This is a genomic window from Micromonospora sp. NPDC005237, assembly GCF_040607775.1.
In the GTDB taxonomy this organism is placed as follows: Bacteria; Actinomycetota; Actinomycetes; order Mycobacteriales; family Micromonosporaceae; genus Micromonospora.
This window is the reverse complement of sequence record NZ_JBEXHJ010000001.1, coordinates 483189-499087: the sequence shown is the minus strand read 5'-3', so window position 1 is coordinate 499087 and position 15899 is coordinate 483189. Positions and strand designations below refer to the sequence as shown.

14 protein-coding genes are annotated in these 15899 nt (G+C 72.1%); 5 read left to right on the top strand and 9 right to left on the bottom strand.

The window, feature by feature from the left end:
• Positions 1-90 precede the first annotated feature (90 nt).
• The 6 genes from ABZT87_RS02450 to ABZT87_RS02425 form a co-directional block, all read right to left on the bottom strand.
• A complete protein-coding gene (locus ABZT87_RS02450) occupies positions 91-1056 on the bottom strand; it encodes a cysteine synthase (RefSeq protein WP_354855132.1) in 966 nt (321 codons plus the stop codon).
• Between the two features lie 11 nt (positions 1057-1067).
• Entirely contained in the window at positions 1068-1439 is a 372-nt protein-coding gene (locus tag ABZT87_RS02445; protein WP_355133116.1) for a MoaD family protein, read from the bottom strand.
• Positions 1440-1505: 66 nt separating this feature from the next.
• A complete protein-coding gene (locus ABZT87_RS02440) occupies positions 1506-1994 on the bottom strand; it encodes a M67 family metallopeptidase (RefSeq protein WP_354855130.1) in 489 nt (162 codons plus the stop codon).
• Between the two features lie 46 nt (positions 1995-2040).
• Positions 2041-2541, bottom strand: coding sequence for a DUF2017 domain-containing protein (locus ABZT87_RS02435; protein ID WP_354855215.1), 501 nt, complete (start codon positions 2539-2541; stop codon positions 2041-2043).
• 61 nt (positions 2542-2602) lie between these two features.
• Complete coding sequence (clpS, locus tag ABZT87_RS02430) at positions 2603-2893, bottom strand: ATP-dependent Clp protease adapter ClpS (RefSeq protein WP_234581506.1); 291 nt, start codon at positions 2891-2893, stop codon at positions 2603-2605.
• A 148-nt stretch (positions 2894-3041) separates the two neighbouring features.
• Positions 3042-4550 (bottom strand): hypothetical protein, encoded by a 1509-nt coding sequence (locus tag ABZT87_RS02425; RefSeq protein WP_355133114.1) that lies wholly within the window; start codon positions 4548-4550, stop codon positions 3042-3044.
• A 238-nt stretch (positions 4551-4788) separates the two neighbouring features.
• Between ABZT87_RS02425 and ABZT87_RS02420 the strand changes: the two genes are divergently transcribed.
• Genes ABZT87_RS02420 through ABZT87_RS02405 form a run of 4 tightly spaced genes read left to right on the top strand, consistent with a single transcriptional unit; the run spans position 4789 to position 10671 of the window.
• Positions 4789-7467, top strand: coding sequence for a LuxR C-terminal-related transcriptional regulator (locus ABZT87_RS02420; protein ID WP_354855128.1), 2679 nt, complete (start codon positions 4789-4791; stop codon positions 7465-7467).
• A 16-nt stretch (positions 7468-7483) separates the two neighbouring features.
• Positions 7484-8770, top strand: coding sequence for a nicotinate phosphoribosyltransferase (locus ABZT87_RS02415; RefSeq protein WP_354855127.1), 1287 nt, complete (start codon positions 7484-7486; stop codon positions 8768-8770).
• A 31-nt stretch (positions 8771-8801) separates the two neighbouring features.
• Complete coding sequence (locus tag ABZT87_RS02410) at positions 8802-9383, top strand: nicotinamidase (RefSeq protein WP_355066916.1); 582 nt, start codon at positions 8802-8804, stop codon at positions 9381-9383.
• Between the two features lie 40 nt (positions 9384-9423).
• Positions 9424-10671, top strand: a complete 1248-nt coding sequence (locus ABZT87_RS02405) for an MFS transporter (protein ID WP_354855125.1) — start codon at positions 9424-9426, stop codon at positions 10669-10671.
• A gap of 539 nt (positions 10672-11210) precedes the next feature.
• Here the strand turns inward: ABZT87_RS02405 and ctaD are convergent.
• Positions 11211-12968 carry a cytochrome c oxidase subunit I gene (gene ctaD, locus ABZT87_RS02400; RefSeq protein ID WP_355133112.1) on the bottom strand — a complete coding sequence of 586 codons (1758 nt, stop codon included), beginning with the start codon at positions 12966-12968 and terminating at the stop codon, positions 11211-11213.
• A 130-nt stretch (positions 12969-13098) separates the two neighbouring features.
• Positions 13099-14205, bottom strand: coding sequence for an FAD-dependent monooxygenase (locus ABZT87_RS02395; protein WP_355133110.1), 1107 nt, complete (start codon positions 14203-14205; stop codon positions 13099-13101).
• A 300-nt stretch (positions 14206-14505) separates the two neighbouring features.
• On the opposite strand from ABZT87_RS02395, the gene ABZT87_RS02390 reads away from it, so the two are divergent.
• The gene (locus tag ABZT87_RS02390) at positions 14506-15648 is read left to right on the top strand and encodes a cellulose binding domain-containing protein (protein WP_355133108.1); all 1143 of its coding nucleotides are present in this window, start codon (positions 14506-14508) and stop codon (positions 15646-15648) included.
• A gap of 36 nt (positions 15649-15684) precedes the next feature.
• Here ABZT87_RS02390 and ABZT87_RS02385 read toward each other — a convergent pair whose 3' ends face one another.
• A complete protein-coding gene (locus ABZT87_RS02385) occupies positions 15685-15849 on the bottom strand; it encodes a hypothetical protein (RefSeq protein WP_355133106.1) in 165 nt (54 codons plus the stop codon).
• Positions 15850-15899 lie beyond the last annotated feature (50 nt).

Sequence of the window (15899 nt, the reverse complement as noted above, 5' to 3'; positions counted from 1 at the left end):
CACGAACGTGACACCTGCTCACAGCGGCGCGGGCGACGAACGGGCCACCGACGCGTACGCCGATGGCCCGTTCGCGCAAGACCCCTGCGGTCAGGCCCAGAGCTGCCCCTCCAGCGCGTCCTCGGCATCCGCGAGGGTGCCGCCGTACGCGCCGGTGGACAGATACTTCCAGCCGCCGTCGCAGACCACGAACGCCACATCGGCCCGCCGGCCGTCGCGGACCGCCTCGTGCGCCACCGCGAGCGCGGCGTGCAGGATCGCGCCGGTCGAGAAACCGGCGAAGATGCCCTCCACCTCGACGAGCTGACGGGTCCGCAGCACCGCGTCCCGGGTGCCGACCGAGAAGCGCCGCGACAGCACCGAGGCGTCGTACAGCTCCGGCACGTACCCCTCGTCGATGTTGCGCAAGCCGTAGACCAGCTCGCCGTAGCGCGGCTCGGCCGCCACGACCTGGATGCCCTCGACCTTCTCGCGCAGGTAGCGCCCGGTGCCCATCAGGGTGCCGGTGGTGCCCAACCCGGCCACGAAGTGCGTGATGGTGGGCAGGTCGTGCAGCAGCTCCGGGCCGGTCGTCTCGTAGTGCGCCCGCGCGTTGGCCTCGTTGCCGTACTGGTAGAGCATCACCCAGTCCGGGTGCTCGGCGGCGATCTGCTTGGCCGTCGCGACGGCCTGGTTGGAGCCGCCCGCCGCCTCCGAGAAGATGATCTCCGCCCCGTACATGCGGAGCAGCTGGACCCGCTCGGTGGAGACGTTCTCGGGCATCACGCAGACCAGCCGGTACCCGCGCAGCTTGGCCACCATCGCCAGCGAGATGCCGGTGTTGCCGCTGGTCGGCTCCAGGATGGTGTCACCCGCCCGGAGTCGGCCGGCCTCCTCCGCCGCGCGGACCATGAACAGCGCCGCGCGGTCCTTGATGCTGCCCGTCGGGTTCCGGTCCTCCAGCTTCGCCCAGAGCCGCACCGGCGGCGCGCCGTCGGGCACCGTCGGCGAGAGCCGGGGCAGACCAACGAGCGGCGTGCCCCCACAGGCGTCGAGCAGGCTGTCGTACCGCGCCATGGCGGCCGCCCTCAGCGCGCGGCGACGGCGGTCGCCGCGCGGTGCGAGCTGATCGCCGCGGCCGCGGCGCTGTGCGAGCTGATCGCCGCGGCCGCGGCGAAGCCGAACGCGCCGCCGGCCACGGCCGGCAGGATGGTGACGCTGTCGCCGTCGGAGAGCTTTGCGTCGAGCGCACCGAGGAAGCGGACGTCCTCGTCGTTGACGTAGACGTTCACGAAACGGTGCAGCGCGCCGGCCTCGGTGACCAGGCGGCCACGCAGCCCGGCGTGCCGGGAGTCCAGGTCGGTGAGCAGGTCGCCCAGGGTGTCGCCGGCGCCCTCGACGACCTTGGCGCCGCCGGTGTAACTGCGCAGGATGGTGGGGATGCGAACCTCGATGGCCATGATGTCGTGCTCCTCAAACGGGTGTGCCAACGGTGACGGGACGGAACGGGTGCGAACGCTGACGGGTCAGCGGCCGGAACACTCGTAGTCGACCGTCGCCGGGCTCTGCCCGAACATGTAGGACTGCACGGCGTGCGGGTCGACCCCGGCCTCCACGATCTGGACCGGCTCCTCGGTCACCACGCCGTCGACGATCCGGAACGACCGGATCTCCTCCGAGTCGGGCTCACGGGTCGAGACGAGCAGGTAGTGCGCGCCTGGCTCGCCGGCGAAGGAGACATCGGTGCGGGACGGGTACGCCTCGGTGGCGGTGTGCGAGTGGTAGATGACCACGGGCTCCTCGTCCCGGTCGTCCATCTCCCGCCACACCCGCAGATGCTCCATCGAGTCGAACTCGTAGAAGGTCATCGACCGCGCGGCATTGTCCATCGGGATGTGCCGGGTCGGGGTGTCGCTGCCGACGGCACCGGCGACGACGCCGCACGCCTCGTCGGGGTGGTCCCGGCGCGCGTGGGCGACGATCGCGTCGATGATCGACCGGTCGATGCTCAGCACGTGCACCAGCCTAACGCCTACCGGGCAGGCCCTGAAGTGGTGCCGGTCACGCCTCGTCGATCAAGGCGTTGAGCAGCGACTCCTGTAGATACCCGAGGTACGCGTAGACCGAAAGTTGGAACACCCGGCTGGAGCCGGGATCCTCGGTCACCGCGTCGTCCAACTCCTCACCCAGGTCAGTGCCGTCCTTGATCTCCAGCCGGACGCCCATCGCCAGCCGCGCGTCGTTGAGCGCCCGCAGCCACGCCTCGGCCGCCTCGGCGTCCAACCGCACCTCGCCGCCGGCCTCGTCGGGCAGCGCGGCCAGGATGGCCCCGGCCTGGTCGATCTTGGCAGTCTTCAGATCACCCTCGGTGTAGCGGCGGAACTCGGCGGTGCCGCTCGCATCCTTCGGGTAGACCGCCGGGAACAGCCGGCCCACGACCGGGTCCGTGTGGTCGAAACCGTCGGTGAGCAGACCGACCACCTCGGAGGCGACCTTTCGCAGCACCCGCACTTCGTCCACGGCGAAGGTGGCGACATAGCGGCCGGCCTGCCGCCGGAACATGCTCACGCTGCCCGCCCCGTTCGCGACCGCGGGGCTCGCAGACCCGGCGTACTCCGCGCGCTCACGAGCGGTCCACCGTCGCCCACAGCCCGTACGCGTGCAACTGCGACGCGTCGTGCTCCATCCGCTCCCGGGCCCCCGTGGAGACCACGGCGCGGCCCTTGTGGTGCACGTCCAGCATGAGCTGCTCCGCCCTCTCCCGGCTGTAGCCGAACAGCTTCTGGAAGACCCAGGTCACGTACGTCATCAGGTTGACCGGGTCGTCCCACACGATCGTCACCCATTGCCGGTCGGGCGCCGGCACCTCGTCAGTGGCCGGCGTCTCGACCGGTGCAACCTGTGGAGCCGCCATGCCCCCCATCGTGCCACCGGTTTCCCGGAACCGAGGAACCGGAACGCCGGGCGAACCAGGATCACCCGCCGTGGCCACCCCGGAGCCGGCCCGCACCCCGTCGGACGCGAGGCGCGGGGCAGGCCCGAGCCGGGAGATGGCCACGCCGTCAGGCGAGCAGGATGCCGTGGTCGACTGCATCGGAGAGCACCACGCCCAGCGAGAGGCGGATCACCTCGAACCGTCGGGAGATCTCCCGGGAAAGCTCCAGCTCGACCTCCCGCAACGCCCGCTGGGACCAGGCCCGCGCGGCGCTGTGGTCATCGTTGCCCGGGGTACGCCACTGCTGCCAGCACCCGCCGGAGAGCGCCACCGCGACCGGCGGAAGCACCTCGTCACGGGTCACCGTCGGATAGCCGGCGAGCGCGTCGATCGCCTCCGCGCCGGTCAGCCCGGCGACACCCGCCGTACTCGTGATCAGCAGGACCCGGTCCAGGTCGCGCCCGGAGCGGTGGTCGGCCAGGCCGTACTGCACGGCGGTGGCGATCCGGCGGCTGACGCCCTCGGTCGGTGTCGCGCCGAGCACCTGGGCGGCGGTGTCGGCCACGATGCCCCGCACCGCGTGGTCGCACTGCGCGGTGGCCAGCAGCGACAGCGCCGCCATCTCCCGGTCGAGCAGGTCCGGCAGGCCGGCGCAGCCGACCCCGAAGACGATCTCCTGGACGGCCCGGAGATGGACGTTCGCCAACTCCAGTGCCAGGTGCTGGCGGATCCGCTGGGAGCAGGAGCGGACCTGTCGGTCGAGCCGCTCGGACCAGTCCCCCGGGTCGGCGGACACCGCCACCCGGTCGTGCTGCCCCGGCAGCGCCGGCGGATCGGCGCTGGCCCGCTGCAACCCCTCGTTCGCCGACCAGCCCACCAGCGCCCGGCGCAGGTCGGCGGCGGAATCGGCGCCGTCGACCGGGAACCACCGCGCGCCGGCCAGGGAGGGGACCGCGGCCAGCAGCGCCGCCCGGTGCGCCTCGACGATCACCGCCACCGGGTCCACCTCATCCGGCCGGCCGTCGGGCGGCGAGACGGACGCCCCCGCGTCCTCCGTCAGCACCCCGCCGTCGGCCGGCGGCGCCCAACCGGCCGCACCCGGGGTCACCACGAAGACGACCTCCACCGGGGCAGCGGCCACGTCGGCGAGCAGATTCAGCTCATGGGCCGTGAACGCCTGGTCGGCCGCGATCACGAAGAGCAGCGCGCCGGCCCGGCCGACGGCCTCGCGCAGCACCCGGACGCCGGCCACGCCGAGCGCGCCCGTGTCCGGTGTGTCGACCAGGGTGAAGTGGCGCAGCAGGGGCTCGGGCACGCTCAGCTCGACCCGCCGGGGTGGGCGGGCCAACGCCGGGCCGGCGGCGTCCCGGTCCGCGCCGTACGAGTGCGGCTGGCGGTAGCCGGGGACGAAGGCCGCCCGCGTGGGCACCTGGGCGTGCCGGACCAGCAGCCAACTGCCCGCCGGCACGGTGAGCATCACCGGGTCGAGCCCGACGAGGCTGGCGAGGACCGCACGCCGGTCGGCGCCGGCCGGGCCGACGGCGACCACGCCGAGCGGCTCGTCCGCCCGGGGACGGGGCACGCCGAGGTCGGTGGGCAGCGGGCTGCAGCTCGGCAGGTCGGCTGAGCTGGCCATGTCACCGGGCGAGTCGAGCGAAGGGAGAGGGCCCTGCTGCATCGGGTGGCCTCCCGGGGCAGGCGACCGGCGCGCCGGTCGCGTGGAATTCCGGTAACACTACCCGGATGCCGGAAGAGTACGTTCGGCCGGCCGACCAGGCGGAACAGTTCGGATACTCACCGGTAATTGTGCGACTACTCAACTTCGGTGCGTGACGGTGCGGGCGCGGACGGAATTCGATGGATATGCTGCGCGGATGAGTCGATGGAAGTTCGTCGGCCGAACCGATGAGCTCAACCGCCTGCTGGCGGCGGTGACCGGCGAGGCCGGCCGAGGGCTCTTCTTCAGCGGCAGCGCGGGCATCGGCAAGAGCCGGCTGCTACGCGAGGGCGTCAACACCCTGCCCACCGACCGGTACGCGATCTGGTCCATCGCGGCCAGCGCCACCACGGCGGCGCTGCCCTTCGGCGGGCTGGTGCAGGTCCTCCCGGCGGAGCAGCCCCAGGGCCTCTCCCCCGCCGGCATACTCCGCTGGGCGCTGGGCGTTCTGCAACAGCAGGCCGCCGGCCGCCGGATCGTGCTCGCCATCGACGACGCGCACCTGCTCGACCCACCCTCCGCGGCGCTGGTGCATCTGGTCGCCCGCGCCGACAACGCCACAGTCGTGGGCACCCTGCGCGACGGCGAACAGATCCCGCTGCCGATCCGCGCACTCTGGACCGACGACCTGGTCGAGCACGTCGAGCTGACCCCCATGCCACCGTCGGAGACCGCCGGCCTGCTGGCGGCGATCCTGGGCGGCCCGGTCGACGCCGGCTCCGCCGACCGGCTCGGCCGGCTGTCGGCCGGCAACCCGCTGCTGCTGCGCGAGCTGGTGCACGCCGCCAGCGGCAGCGAGGAGTTGAAGCGCACCTACGGGATCTGGAAGTGGACCGGGCGGCTGGAGCTGGCACCCAGCCTCACCGAGCTGATCGACACCCGCGTCGGGCAGCTCACCGACGGCGTTCGCACGGTCGTCGAGCTGGTCGCCTTCGGCGAGCCACTCGGCCTGCACCTGCTCAACCAGGCCGCCGAGCAGTCCGATGTGGAGTACGCCGAGGAACGCGGCCTGATCACCGTCGTCCAGCACGACCGGCGGACCAACGTACGCCTGGCCCACCCGCTCTACGGCGAGGTGATGCGTCGCCGGTGCCCGGTCAGCCGCACCCGACGCCTCCAGGCGCACCTCGCCGAGCTGCTGGAACAGGTCGGCAAGCGCCGCCGCGACGACCTGCTGCGGGTGGCGGTCTGGCGGCTCGACTCGGGCACCGCACAGGACGCCGCCCTGCTCGTGGACGCCGCGATGCAGGCGTTCACCCGCTACGACGTACCGCTGGCGACCCGGCTGGCCCGGGCCGCGCTGAACGCCGACGGCGGCTCGGACGCGGCGGAGCTGCTGGCCACGATTCTGATGTTCGCCGACCGACCGGACGAGGCGATCACCGTTCTCGACGCGGTGACTCCAAAGGCCGGGGACGAGCGGCGGCTCTGCCGGTGGCTGACCGTCCGCGGCATGGTCAGCTACTGGGGGCTCAGTCAGGAGTCCACGGTGGAGGAGATCGCGAGCCGGGTCGAGGAGCTCGGCGACTCGGCCGACCGCGCCCGGGTGCACGCCTTCGAGGCGATCATGCGGCTGCACCGGCTCGACACGGTCACCGCCGTACGGCTCAGCCAGACCGTGCTCGATCGGCCCGCCGCCGGCATCGCCGCGCGTGAACTGGCCCGCAGCACCATCGCGTACGTCCAGGCCGCCCAGGGTCAGCTGTCGCGCAGCGGCGCGGCCATCGCGCAGGTGCACTCCGCCGCGGCCAGCTGGCGCACCGACATGCCGTACCTGCAACTGGCCCTGGAGCTGGCCCGCGGCACCCGGCTCATGCTCACCGGCGACCTCGTCGGGATCGACGCGATCGTGGCCGACGAGTTCGCCGACCTGGCCGGTGCCGGTGACTTCCGGCTCGGCACCGGATACCTGGCCATCCTCCAGGCGTACGCCGCGCGGCTGCGCGGGCAGAGCGACTCGGCGATGCGGACGTCGTTGGGCGCCTGCGCGGTGCTGGCGACCAGCCGGGTCTACGCCGGTCTGGCCCAGGCCGAGCGGGCCCAGGCGGCGGCGCTGCGCGGAGACGCGGCGCAGGCCGCCGAGGCGATGGCCGAGGCCGACCGCACCCACGCGCCGGGCATGGCGGTGCTCTACCCGTGGCTGGAGCAGGCCCGGGGTGCGGTGCTCGCCGCGTCGGGTGACCTGCCGGGCGCCGTGAAGCAGCTCAACGACCTGGCCGACCGGCTGCGCGCGGACGGTTTCGCCGGGCACGAGGTGCACGTTCTGCACGACCTGGTCCGGTTGGAGCAGGCCGGCGCGCCCGTCGGGCCCACCTGCTCCGACGGTGGGCGGCGCACCGTGGCGCAGCGCCTCGCCGAGCTGTCCGAGCAGGTGGACGGGGTGCTCCCACCGCTGCTGGCCCGGCACGCCCGGGCCGCGGTGACCGACTCCGCCGCGGATCTGCTCGCGGTCGCCGACGACTACGCCGCGCTGGAGCTGACGGTGTACGCCGCCGAGGCCACCGCACAGGCTCTGCACCGGCTGCGCCAGCAGCACTCGGTGGCGGCCGGCGAGGCCCGCGAGCGTCTGGCGGGGCTGCTCAGCCGCTGCGACCTGATCCGCACGCCGGCGCTGCGGGCCGGGGCGCCGGTGCTGACCGAACGCGAGTGGCAGGTGGCCCGCCTCGCCGCGCACGGTGCGACCAGCAAGGCCATCGCCGAGCGGCTCTACCTCTCCGCCCGCACCGTGGAGAACCACCTGCAGCGGATCTACACCAAGCTCGGCGTGACCGGCCGGTCCGAGCTGTGGGCCGCGCTGCGGTCGATCCCGGGCCACGAGGGCGGCGGCGCGGGCTGAACCTTAGGCTGGGGCGGTGAGCACCCTCCGCCCCGCGCTGCTGACCGACCACTACGAGCTGACCATGGTCAGTGCGGCACTCAAGGACGGCACCGCCGACCGCCGCTGTGTCTTCGAGGTGTTCAGCCGTCGGCTGCCCAGCGGCCGGCGCTACGGCGTGGTCGCCGGCACCGCGCGGCTGATCGAGCTGATCCGCGACTTCCGGTTCGACCCGGCGGAGGTCGATTTCCTGCGCCGCACCGGAGTGGTCGACGAGGCGGCGGCGGCCTGGCTCACCGACTACCGCTTCACCGGCGACATCGACGGGTACGCCGAGGGTGAGCTGTTCTTCCCCGGTTCGCCGATCCTGACCGTCTCCGGCGGCTTCGCCGAGTGCGTGGTGCTGGAGACGCTGGCGCTCTCCGTGCTCAACCACGACTGCGCGGTGGCGGCCGCCGCGGCGCGGATGGTCACCGCCGCCCGGGGCCGGGCGCTGATCGAGATGGGATCGCGCCGGGCACACGAGGAGGCGGCGGTGGCGGCGGCGCGGGCCGCGTACCTGGCCGGTTTCCGGTTCACCTCCAACCTCGCCGCCGGCGAGCGCTACGGCATCCCGACGGCGGGTACGGCGGCACACGCGTTCACCCTGCTGCACGACGACGAGCGGGCCGCGTTCGCCTCGCAGGTGGCCACGCTGGGCAAGGACACCACGCTGCTGGTCGACACGTACGACATCAGCCAGGGCATCCGCAACGCGATCGCGGTTGCCGGGCCGGAGCTGCGGGCGATCCGGATCGACTCGGGTGACCTCGCGGTGATCGCGCAGCAGTCCCGGGAACTGCTGGACTCACTCGGCGCCACCGAGACGAAGATCATTGTCTCGGGCGACCTGGACGAGTACTCGATCGCGGCGCTGGCCGCCGAGCCGGTCGACATGTACGGCGCGGGAACGGCAGTGGTCACCGGCTCCGGGGCGCCCACGGCGGGACTGGTCTACAAGCTCGTCGAGGTCGAGGGCCGCCCGGTGGTGAAGCGCTCCGAGCACAAGGCGACCATCGGTGGGCGCAAGGTCGCGGTCCGCCGGCACAAGCCGACCGGCACCGCCACGGAGGAGATCATCGTCCCCCAGGGTGTGCCCGACCGGCAGGCCAACGACCGGATGCTCCAGCGCTCGTACGTGATCGACGGCGAACCCGTGGGTCTGCCCACCCTCGACGAGTCCCGGGAGCACCTGCGCGAGTGCCTCATCTCCATCCCGTGGGAGGGGCTGAAGCTCTCGGCCGGCGACCCGGCCGTGCCGGTCACTGTCGTACCCGCCGCCTGAGCCCGCCGATCCGACCTCGAAGGGACCCCCGATGGCCGACGCGCTGATCATCGTGGACGTGCAGAACGACTTCTGTGAGGGCGGCTCGCTGGCCGTCCCCGGCGGCGCCGGGGTGGCCGCCGGCATCTCCCGCCTGCTCGCCGCCGAGCCGGGCCGCTGGCGGCACGTGGTCGCGACGAAGGACTATCACATCGACCCGGGCGCGCACTTCGGCGATCCGCCGGACTTCGTCGAGTCGTGGCCCCGGCACTGCGTGGTTGGCACCAGCGGCTCCGAGTTCCACCCCGAGCTGGAGACCGGTCGGGTCGAGGCGATCTTTCACAAGGGCGAGCACGCGGCGGCGTACTCCGGATTCGAGGGGCACGCCGACGACGGCGAGTGCCTGGCCGACTGGCTGCGTCGGCACGACGTGGACCGGGTCGACGTGGTCGGCATCGCCACCGACCACTGCGTCCGCGCCACCGCGCTCGACGCCGCCCGGGAGGGCTTCGCCACCACCGTCCTGCTGGAGCTGACCGCCGCGGTCGCTCCGGAGACCACCGACGTGGCGCTGCGGGCGATGGACGGCGCCGGCGTGATCCTGCACGGCGAGCCTGTGATCAGGGCCGCATGAGGCGGTAATTTATTGGCCAATGGTCCACCCTCCGTCGAGGATGTCGCCGGAGGTACGGACCAACGTGAACATGAAGCCTTACCGCGCAGCTCTCGCCCTGCCCGGCCTGCGGTCGCTGCTGCTGGTCGCCGTCCTCGCCCGCATCCCGCTCACGGCGACCGGGGTCACGCTGACCTTCCACGTCGTGCTCGACCTCGACCGGGGCTACGGCGCGGCCGGCCTGGTGGGCGCTGCCATCACCGTGGGCGCGGCGATCGGTGGGCCGCTGCTCGGCCGACTGGTCGACCGGCGTGGTCTGCGTCCGGTTCTGGTGCTCACCGCCATCGCCGAGGCGATCTTCTGGTCCACCGCGCCCACGCTGCCGTACCCCGTGCTGCTGCCGGCCGCCTTCGTGGCCGGCTCCTTGGCTCTGCCCATCTTCTCGGTGGTCCGCCAGTCGATCGCCGCGCTGGTCCCGGAAGATCAACGACGGCCGGCGTACGCGTTGGACTCCATGTCCGTCGAGCTGTCCTTCATGATCGGCCCGGCGCTGGCGGTGGCCCTGGTCACCGCGATCTCGGCGCAGACCACCATGTACCTCGTCGGCGGCGGCATTGTCGCCGCCGGGATCGCCCTGTGGCTGGTGAACCCGCCGATCCGCGGCGCCGCCGAACCCGCCGGCCCACGGCGCCAGGTGCCTCGGCGGGAGTGGCTGACGCCCCGACTGCTCGCCGTGCTGGCGCTCAGCGCCGCCGCCACCCTGGTGCTCGGCGGCACCGACGTCGCGGTGGTCGCCGTCCTGCGGGCCAGCGGCGAGGTCGGCTGGACCGGCGTCGTGCTGGCCGGCTGGGCGATCGCCTCCCTGGCCGGCGGCTTCGCCTACGGGGCGGTACACCGCTCGCTCTCCCCGCTGGCCCTCACCGCCGCACTCGCGCTCTGCACCATCCCGGTCGGGTTGGGCGGCGCGCACTGGTGGCTGCTCTGCCTGGCGCTGATCCCGGCCGGCGCGCTGTGCGCGCCGACCATCGCGGCCTCCTCCGACGCCGTCAGCCGTCTGGCCCCGGCCGAGGTACGCGGCGAGGCGATGGGCCTGCACGGCTCGGCGGTCACCGTCGGCATCGCGGTCGGCGCACCGCTCGCCGGCGCGGTGATCGACGGCAGTGCGCCGCTCTGGGGCTTCGTGGTGACCGGAGCGCTCGGCGCGCTGGTCACCCTGATCGTGCTCCCCGGCGAGCTGCGCCGCCGTCGCCACGCCGACGCGGCCACCCCGCCGCCGGTCGAGGCCGACCTCGCCCCCGCCGCCCGCTGACTGCCGCTGGCTACCTCGGGCGACGGCCAGGGGCGGCAGGCGGGTGAAGGCGGTGGTCGGCGTCCCTGGCCGCTTTCCACCCGGCGCTGTCTGACTGCGGAGGCGGCGCTACGGCGGGCCGCCCCAGGCCGGGCCGGGCCACGCCGGGCCTGAGCGGCGCGCCGGTACCGGTGGCAGGACCCCCTGGAACCTTGGTTGACGGCATGCATACACACACGGATATACCTGTGAGGCATAAATATGACTCACAGGTATATCGCTCGTCAGTACGGTCGCCTCCGGAAGTCGGCCGAGAGGTGCGACGCAGGTCGCGCAAGGCCTGCGGGAAGCAGAGCGGCCTTGGGGGGCGGGGGTTGAGCCCGGCCAGAGCAGGCCATCGCCGAGCGGGGCCATCAGCGCCGAGCGGGCAGCACGGTAGGGCGGGACCGTCGGAGCCGGGTCGGACCGGGGCTGGGCCAGCCAGGGCGGGACATGGCGAAGGGCGCCGCTCCCGGTGGTCCCGGGGGCGGCGCCCTTCGTACGGTCGAGCGGGTGGAGCGTCAGTGCCGGTCGACGTTGCTGGCGGTGTCCTCGGTGTAGGTAGCGCCGCCGTCCGACTCGCTGGTGAGCGGCTTGGAGCCACCCTCCGGCGGACCGGCCAGGCTCTGACCGGCGGCCAGCTCCGGGAACTTCGCGTCGAACGCCGGCCGCTCGGAGCGGATCCGGGGCATCCGGTCGAAGTTGCGCAGCGGCGGCGGGCTGCTGGTCGCCCACTCCAGCGAGTTGCCGTGACCCCAGGGGTCGTTCACCTCGACCACTGGACCGGTCTTGTACGACTTCCAGCAGTTGTAGATGAACGGCAGCGTGGAGATACCGGTGATGAACGCGCCGACCGTGGAGATCGTGTTCAGCGTGGTGAAACCGTCGCCGGGCAGGTAGTCGGCGTACCGGCGGGGCATGCCCTCAGCACCGAGCCAGTGCTGCACCAGGAAGGTGGTGTGGAAGCCGATCATGGTGAGCCAGAAGTGCACCTTGCCCAGGCGCTCGTCGAGCATCCGGCCGAACATCTTCGGGAACCAGAAGTAGATGCCGGCGAAGACGGCGAACACGATGGTGCCGAAGAGCACGTAGTGGAAGTGCGCCACCACGAAGTACGAGTCCGACACGTGGAAGTCGAGCGGCGGGCTGGCCAGCAGCACACCGGTGAGACCGCCGAAGAGGAAGGTGACCAGGAAGCCGACCGCCCACAGCATGGGCGTCTCGAAGCTGATCTGGCCCCGCCACATGGTGCCGATCCAGTTGAAGAACTTCATGCCGGTGGGCACCGCGATCAGGTAGCTCAGGAAGCTGAAGAACGGCAGCAGCACCTGGCCGGTGGCGAACATGTGGTGCGCCCAGACGCTCATCGAGAGCGCGGCGATCGCGACGGTCGCGGCGACCAGACCCTTGTAGCCGAAGATCGGCTTGCGGGAGAAGACCGGGATGATCTCGCTGATGATGCCGAAGAACGGCAGCGCCACGATGTAGACCTCGGGATGCCCGAAGAACCAGAACAGGTGCTGCCAGAGCATCGGCCCACCGGTCGCCGGGTCGTACACGTGGGCGCCGAGGATGCGGTCCGCGGCGAGCGCGAACAGCGCGGCGGCCAGCAGCGGGAAGACCAGGATCACCAGGAGGCTGGTGACCAGGATGTTCCAGGTGAAGATCGGCATCCGGAACATGGTCATGCCGGGCGCACGCAGGGTGAGCACCGTGGTGATCATGTTCACCGCGCCGAGGATGGTGCCCAGGCCGGAGATGGCCAGACCCATGATCCACATGTTGGCGCCGACGCCGGGCGAGTGCTCGACGCTGCTCAGCGGCGCGTACGCGAACCAGCCGAAGTCGGCGGCGCCGCCCGGGGTGATGAAACCGGCGGTCGCCATCGTGCCGCCGAACAGGTACAGCCAGTAGGCGAAGCTGTTCAGGCGGGGGAAGGAAACGTCGGGCGCGCCGATCTGGATCGGCACGATGTAGTTCGCGAAGGCGAACACGATCGGCGTCGCGAAGAACAGCAGCATGATCGTGCCGTGCATCGTGAAGAGCTGGTTGTACTGCTCGGGCGACAGGAACTGCAGCCCGGGTCGGGCCAGCTCAGCCCGCATGATCAGGGCCATCAGGCCGCCGACCATAAAGAACACGAACGCGGTGACCATGTACATGATCCCGATCTGCTTCGCGTCCGTGGTACGCAGCAGCCGCGCGATGGCCGACCCCTTGACCGGCTCCCGGACCGGCCAGGGCCGGGTCACGACCGGCTTGGGTGCGACGGTGGTCACGAGTGGCCTCCGGTTCTCGGTTGTCCCGCTCGGCACACGCTGTTTATCGGCGGGCCGTCATCCGCAAGGAGGATAGTCCCCGGCAGGTCGCAGCGCCGCGTGGGGTGGCGTGACACGATCTACTACGGGCCTACAGCGGGCCGACCAGCAACCGGTAATGCTCCCCGAAGATCCGTCCGCCGCGTCCGCGCAGCAGCGGGTCGCGCAGCGCCGGCGGCACGTCCCTGGTCCGGTTGCGGTCGCGGGTCCGGTCGGCCACCCAGCGGGTACGCGGGCGACGACGACTCTCGTACGCCACCAGCGCCGCCTCCACGCTGCCGGCGGCGCGCAGCGACTCGGCCAGCACCACGGCGTCTTCCAGGGCCATCGCGGCACCCTGGGACAGGGTCGGCGCGGTGGCGTGCGCGGCGTCGCCGACCAGCAGCACCCGCCCCCGGTACCAGCGGCCCAGCTCGACCTCGTCGGTGATCCCGGCGTGCACCCGGTCGAGCATCTCCAGCACCTCGGGCACCGGGCCCCGGTAGTCGGCGAAGAGTTCGCGCAGCCGGGCCAGCGGGTCGGCGGGCGGCTCGGTGCCCGCCTCGTCGGCGTAGCAGTGCAGCCGCCCCTCCCCGATCGGCACCAGCAGCAGACCGGAGCGCTGCCCGAGCAGGGCGGTCCAGTCGGTGACGGGGGGGCCGTCACGCAGGACGGCCCGGTAGACCACATGCCCGGCCGGGCGGGGCGGCCCGCCGAGCGCGGCCAGGGCACGGACCGAGGAACGCGGCCCGTCGGCGCCGATGACCAGGTCGTACTCGGTGCTGGTGCCGTCGGTGAAGGTGACCCCGACGGCGCGCGGGAGCAGATCGAGGGTGCGGACCTCGGCGCCGTGTCGGACGGCGCCGCCGGCGCCGCTGAGCAGCACCCGGTGCAGGTCCGCCCGGGGCAGCGCCCGGCACTCGCCGACGCCGCCCCAGAGGGCGTCGAGGTCCACCTCGCAGAGGGGCAGCCCAGCGGCGTCGAAGAAGCGCTGCCGGTGGATCACCTGCCCGAGCGGTCGGACCGGGTCGTGCAGGTCCAGCTTGTGCAGCGCGCGGGCGGCGTTGCCGGGCAGGTACAGGCCGGTCTCGGTCGACTCCCCCGGCGGCAGTTTGTCGGTGACGTCCGGCCGGAAACCCGCCAGGCGCAGGGCCCGAGCCACGGCCAGGCCGGCGATGCCCGCGCCGACGATGAGAATGCGCAGGGGGGAGCTACGCATGGTGGTGTACGCCTCCGGAGGGGGAACGGCACGCGTCGGAGGCAACACGCTACTCGGAGCGATCGGCGCACACCAGAGCCCGATCGGCCCGCCGGATCCGCTCGTCGGCCGTCGGCGCGGTTCAGCTGGCCGCCCTTGGACGCCCGTTCGGCAGCCGGATGGCAATCGTCACAATTCACCAGTTTGACGCGGGCGGTTGCGCCACAGTTTCAAGCATGTAAATGTGTCGTTGAGCGTGGGAGCGCTCCCGCACCACCCCACCACAGCCGGCGCCCGGCACGCGCCGAGTCAAGGAGCGTCATGAAACGTCAACTTCGGGCCCTGGCCGCCGCCGGGCTGCTGGTCGCCAGCTCGCTCGTCGCCGTGGCCCTCGGCGGCAGCGCCTCCGCCGACACGCAGATCTGCGAACAGTACGGCTCGACCGTGATCCAGGGTCGCTACGTCGTGCAGAACAACCGCTGGGGCACCTCCGCCCAGCAGTGCATCAACGTCACCAACAACGGCTTCGAGATCACCACGCAGAACGGCAGCAGCCCCACCAACGGGGCGCCCACGGCGTACCCGTCGATCTTCTTGGGTTGTCACTACACCAACTGCTCCCCCGGCACGAACCTGCCGATCCAGGTGAGCCAGATCAGCAGCGCCACCAGCAGCATCTCCTACCGGTACGTCAGCGGCGCCACCTACGACGCGGCGTACGACATTTGGCTGGACCCGTCGCCCAAGCGGGACGGGGTGAACCAGATGGAGATCATGATCTGGCTCAACCGTCAGGGCCCGATCCAGCCCATCGGCTCGGTGGTCGGCACGACCAACCTGGCCGGCCGGACCTGGGAGGTGTGGCGCGGCAGCAACGGCTCCAACAACGTCATCTCCTACGTCGCGTCGTCCGCGGTCTCCAGCCTGAACTTCAGCGTCATGGACTTCATCAACGACACCCGCAACCGGGGCGCGATCACTAACTCCTGGTACCTGACCAGCATCCAGGCCGGCTTCGAGCCGTGGCAGGGGGGCGTCGGTCTCGCGGTGACCTCGTTCTCGGCCAACGTCAACGGCGGCGGCACCCCGCCCACCAACCCGCCGCCGACCACCCGGCCACCGACCACGCCCCCGCCGGGCGGCAGCTCGGGCTGCGCGGTGAAGTACACGGCGAACTCGTGGAACAACGGCTTCACCGCCGACGTGCAGATCACCAACACCGGGTCCAGCGCGATCAACGGCTGGACGCTTACCTACAACCTGCCCGGCGGGCAGACGGTCACCAACGCCTGGAACGCCACGGTGAGCCAGAGCGGGTCCGCGGTGACCGCCCGGAACGTCAGCCACAACGGGTCGATCGCGCCCGGCGGCACGGCCAGCTTCGGCTACCAGGGCACGCTGAGCGGGTCGTACTCGTCCCCGACCAGCTTCTCGCTCAACGGCGCCACCTGCTCGCGCGCCTGAACGGAATCACCACCGACAGGGGGCGTGACCAGCTGGTCACGCCCCCGTCTGGATGGGCTCGTCGACGAGGTCAAACAGCAGGCTGTCCCCATCGCGCAGCCGAGCGCCCCGCGCGCTCAATCCACGCAGGGCGCCCAGCTCGGCGTTCAACCTCTGGACGTCAGTCAACGCCTCGCAGTCCCCCACTCCGCTGAGATCCACTCGGGTTCCGTGATGTCGGGGCATCATCGCACCTGGACACCCCGACTTCC

Coding starts and splice junctions, on each gene's coding strand:
- ABZT87_RS02450 (WP_354855132.1), bottom strand. CDS start 1,056: ATGGCGCGGTACGACAGCCTGCTCGACGCCTGTGGGGGCACGCCGCTC.
- ABZT87_RS02445 (WP_355133116.1), bottom strand. CDS start 1,439: ATGGCCATCGAGGTTCGCATCCCCACCATCCTGCGCAGTTACACCGGC.
- ABZT87_RS02435 (WP_354855215.1), bottom strand. CDS start 2,541: ATGTTCCGGCGGCAGGCCGGCCGCTATGTCGCCACCTTCGCCGTGGAC.
- clpS (WP_234581506.1), bottom strand. CDS start 2,893: ATGGCGGCTCCACAGGTTGCACCGGTCGAGACGCCGGCCACTGACGAG.
- ABZT87_RS02425 (WP_355133114.1), bottom strand. CDS start 4,550: ATGGCCAGCTCAGCCGACCTGCCGAGCTGCAGCCCGCTGCCCACCGAC.
- ABZT87_RS02420 (WP_354855128.1), top strand. CDS start 4,789: ATGAGTCGATGGAAGTTCGTCGGCCGAACCGATGAGCTCAACCGCCTG.
- ABZT87_RS02410 (WP_355066916.1), top strand. CDS start 8,802: ATGGCCGACGCGCTGATCATCGTGGACGTGCAGAACGACTTCTGTGAG.
- ABZT87_RS02405 (WP_354855125.1), top strand. CDS start 9,424: ATGTCGCCGGAGGTACGGACCAACGTGAACATGAAGCCTTACCGCGCA.
- ABZT87_RS02395 (WP_355133110.1), bottom strand. CDS start 14,205: ATGCGTAGCTCCCCCCTGCGCATTCTCATCGTCGGCGCGGGCATCGCC.
- ABZT87_RS02390 (WP_355133108.1), top strand. CDS start 14,506: ATGAAACGTCAACTTCGGGCCCTGGCCGCCGCCGGGCTGCTGGTCGCC.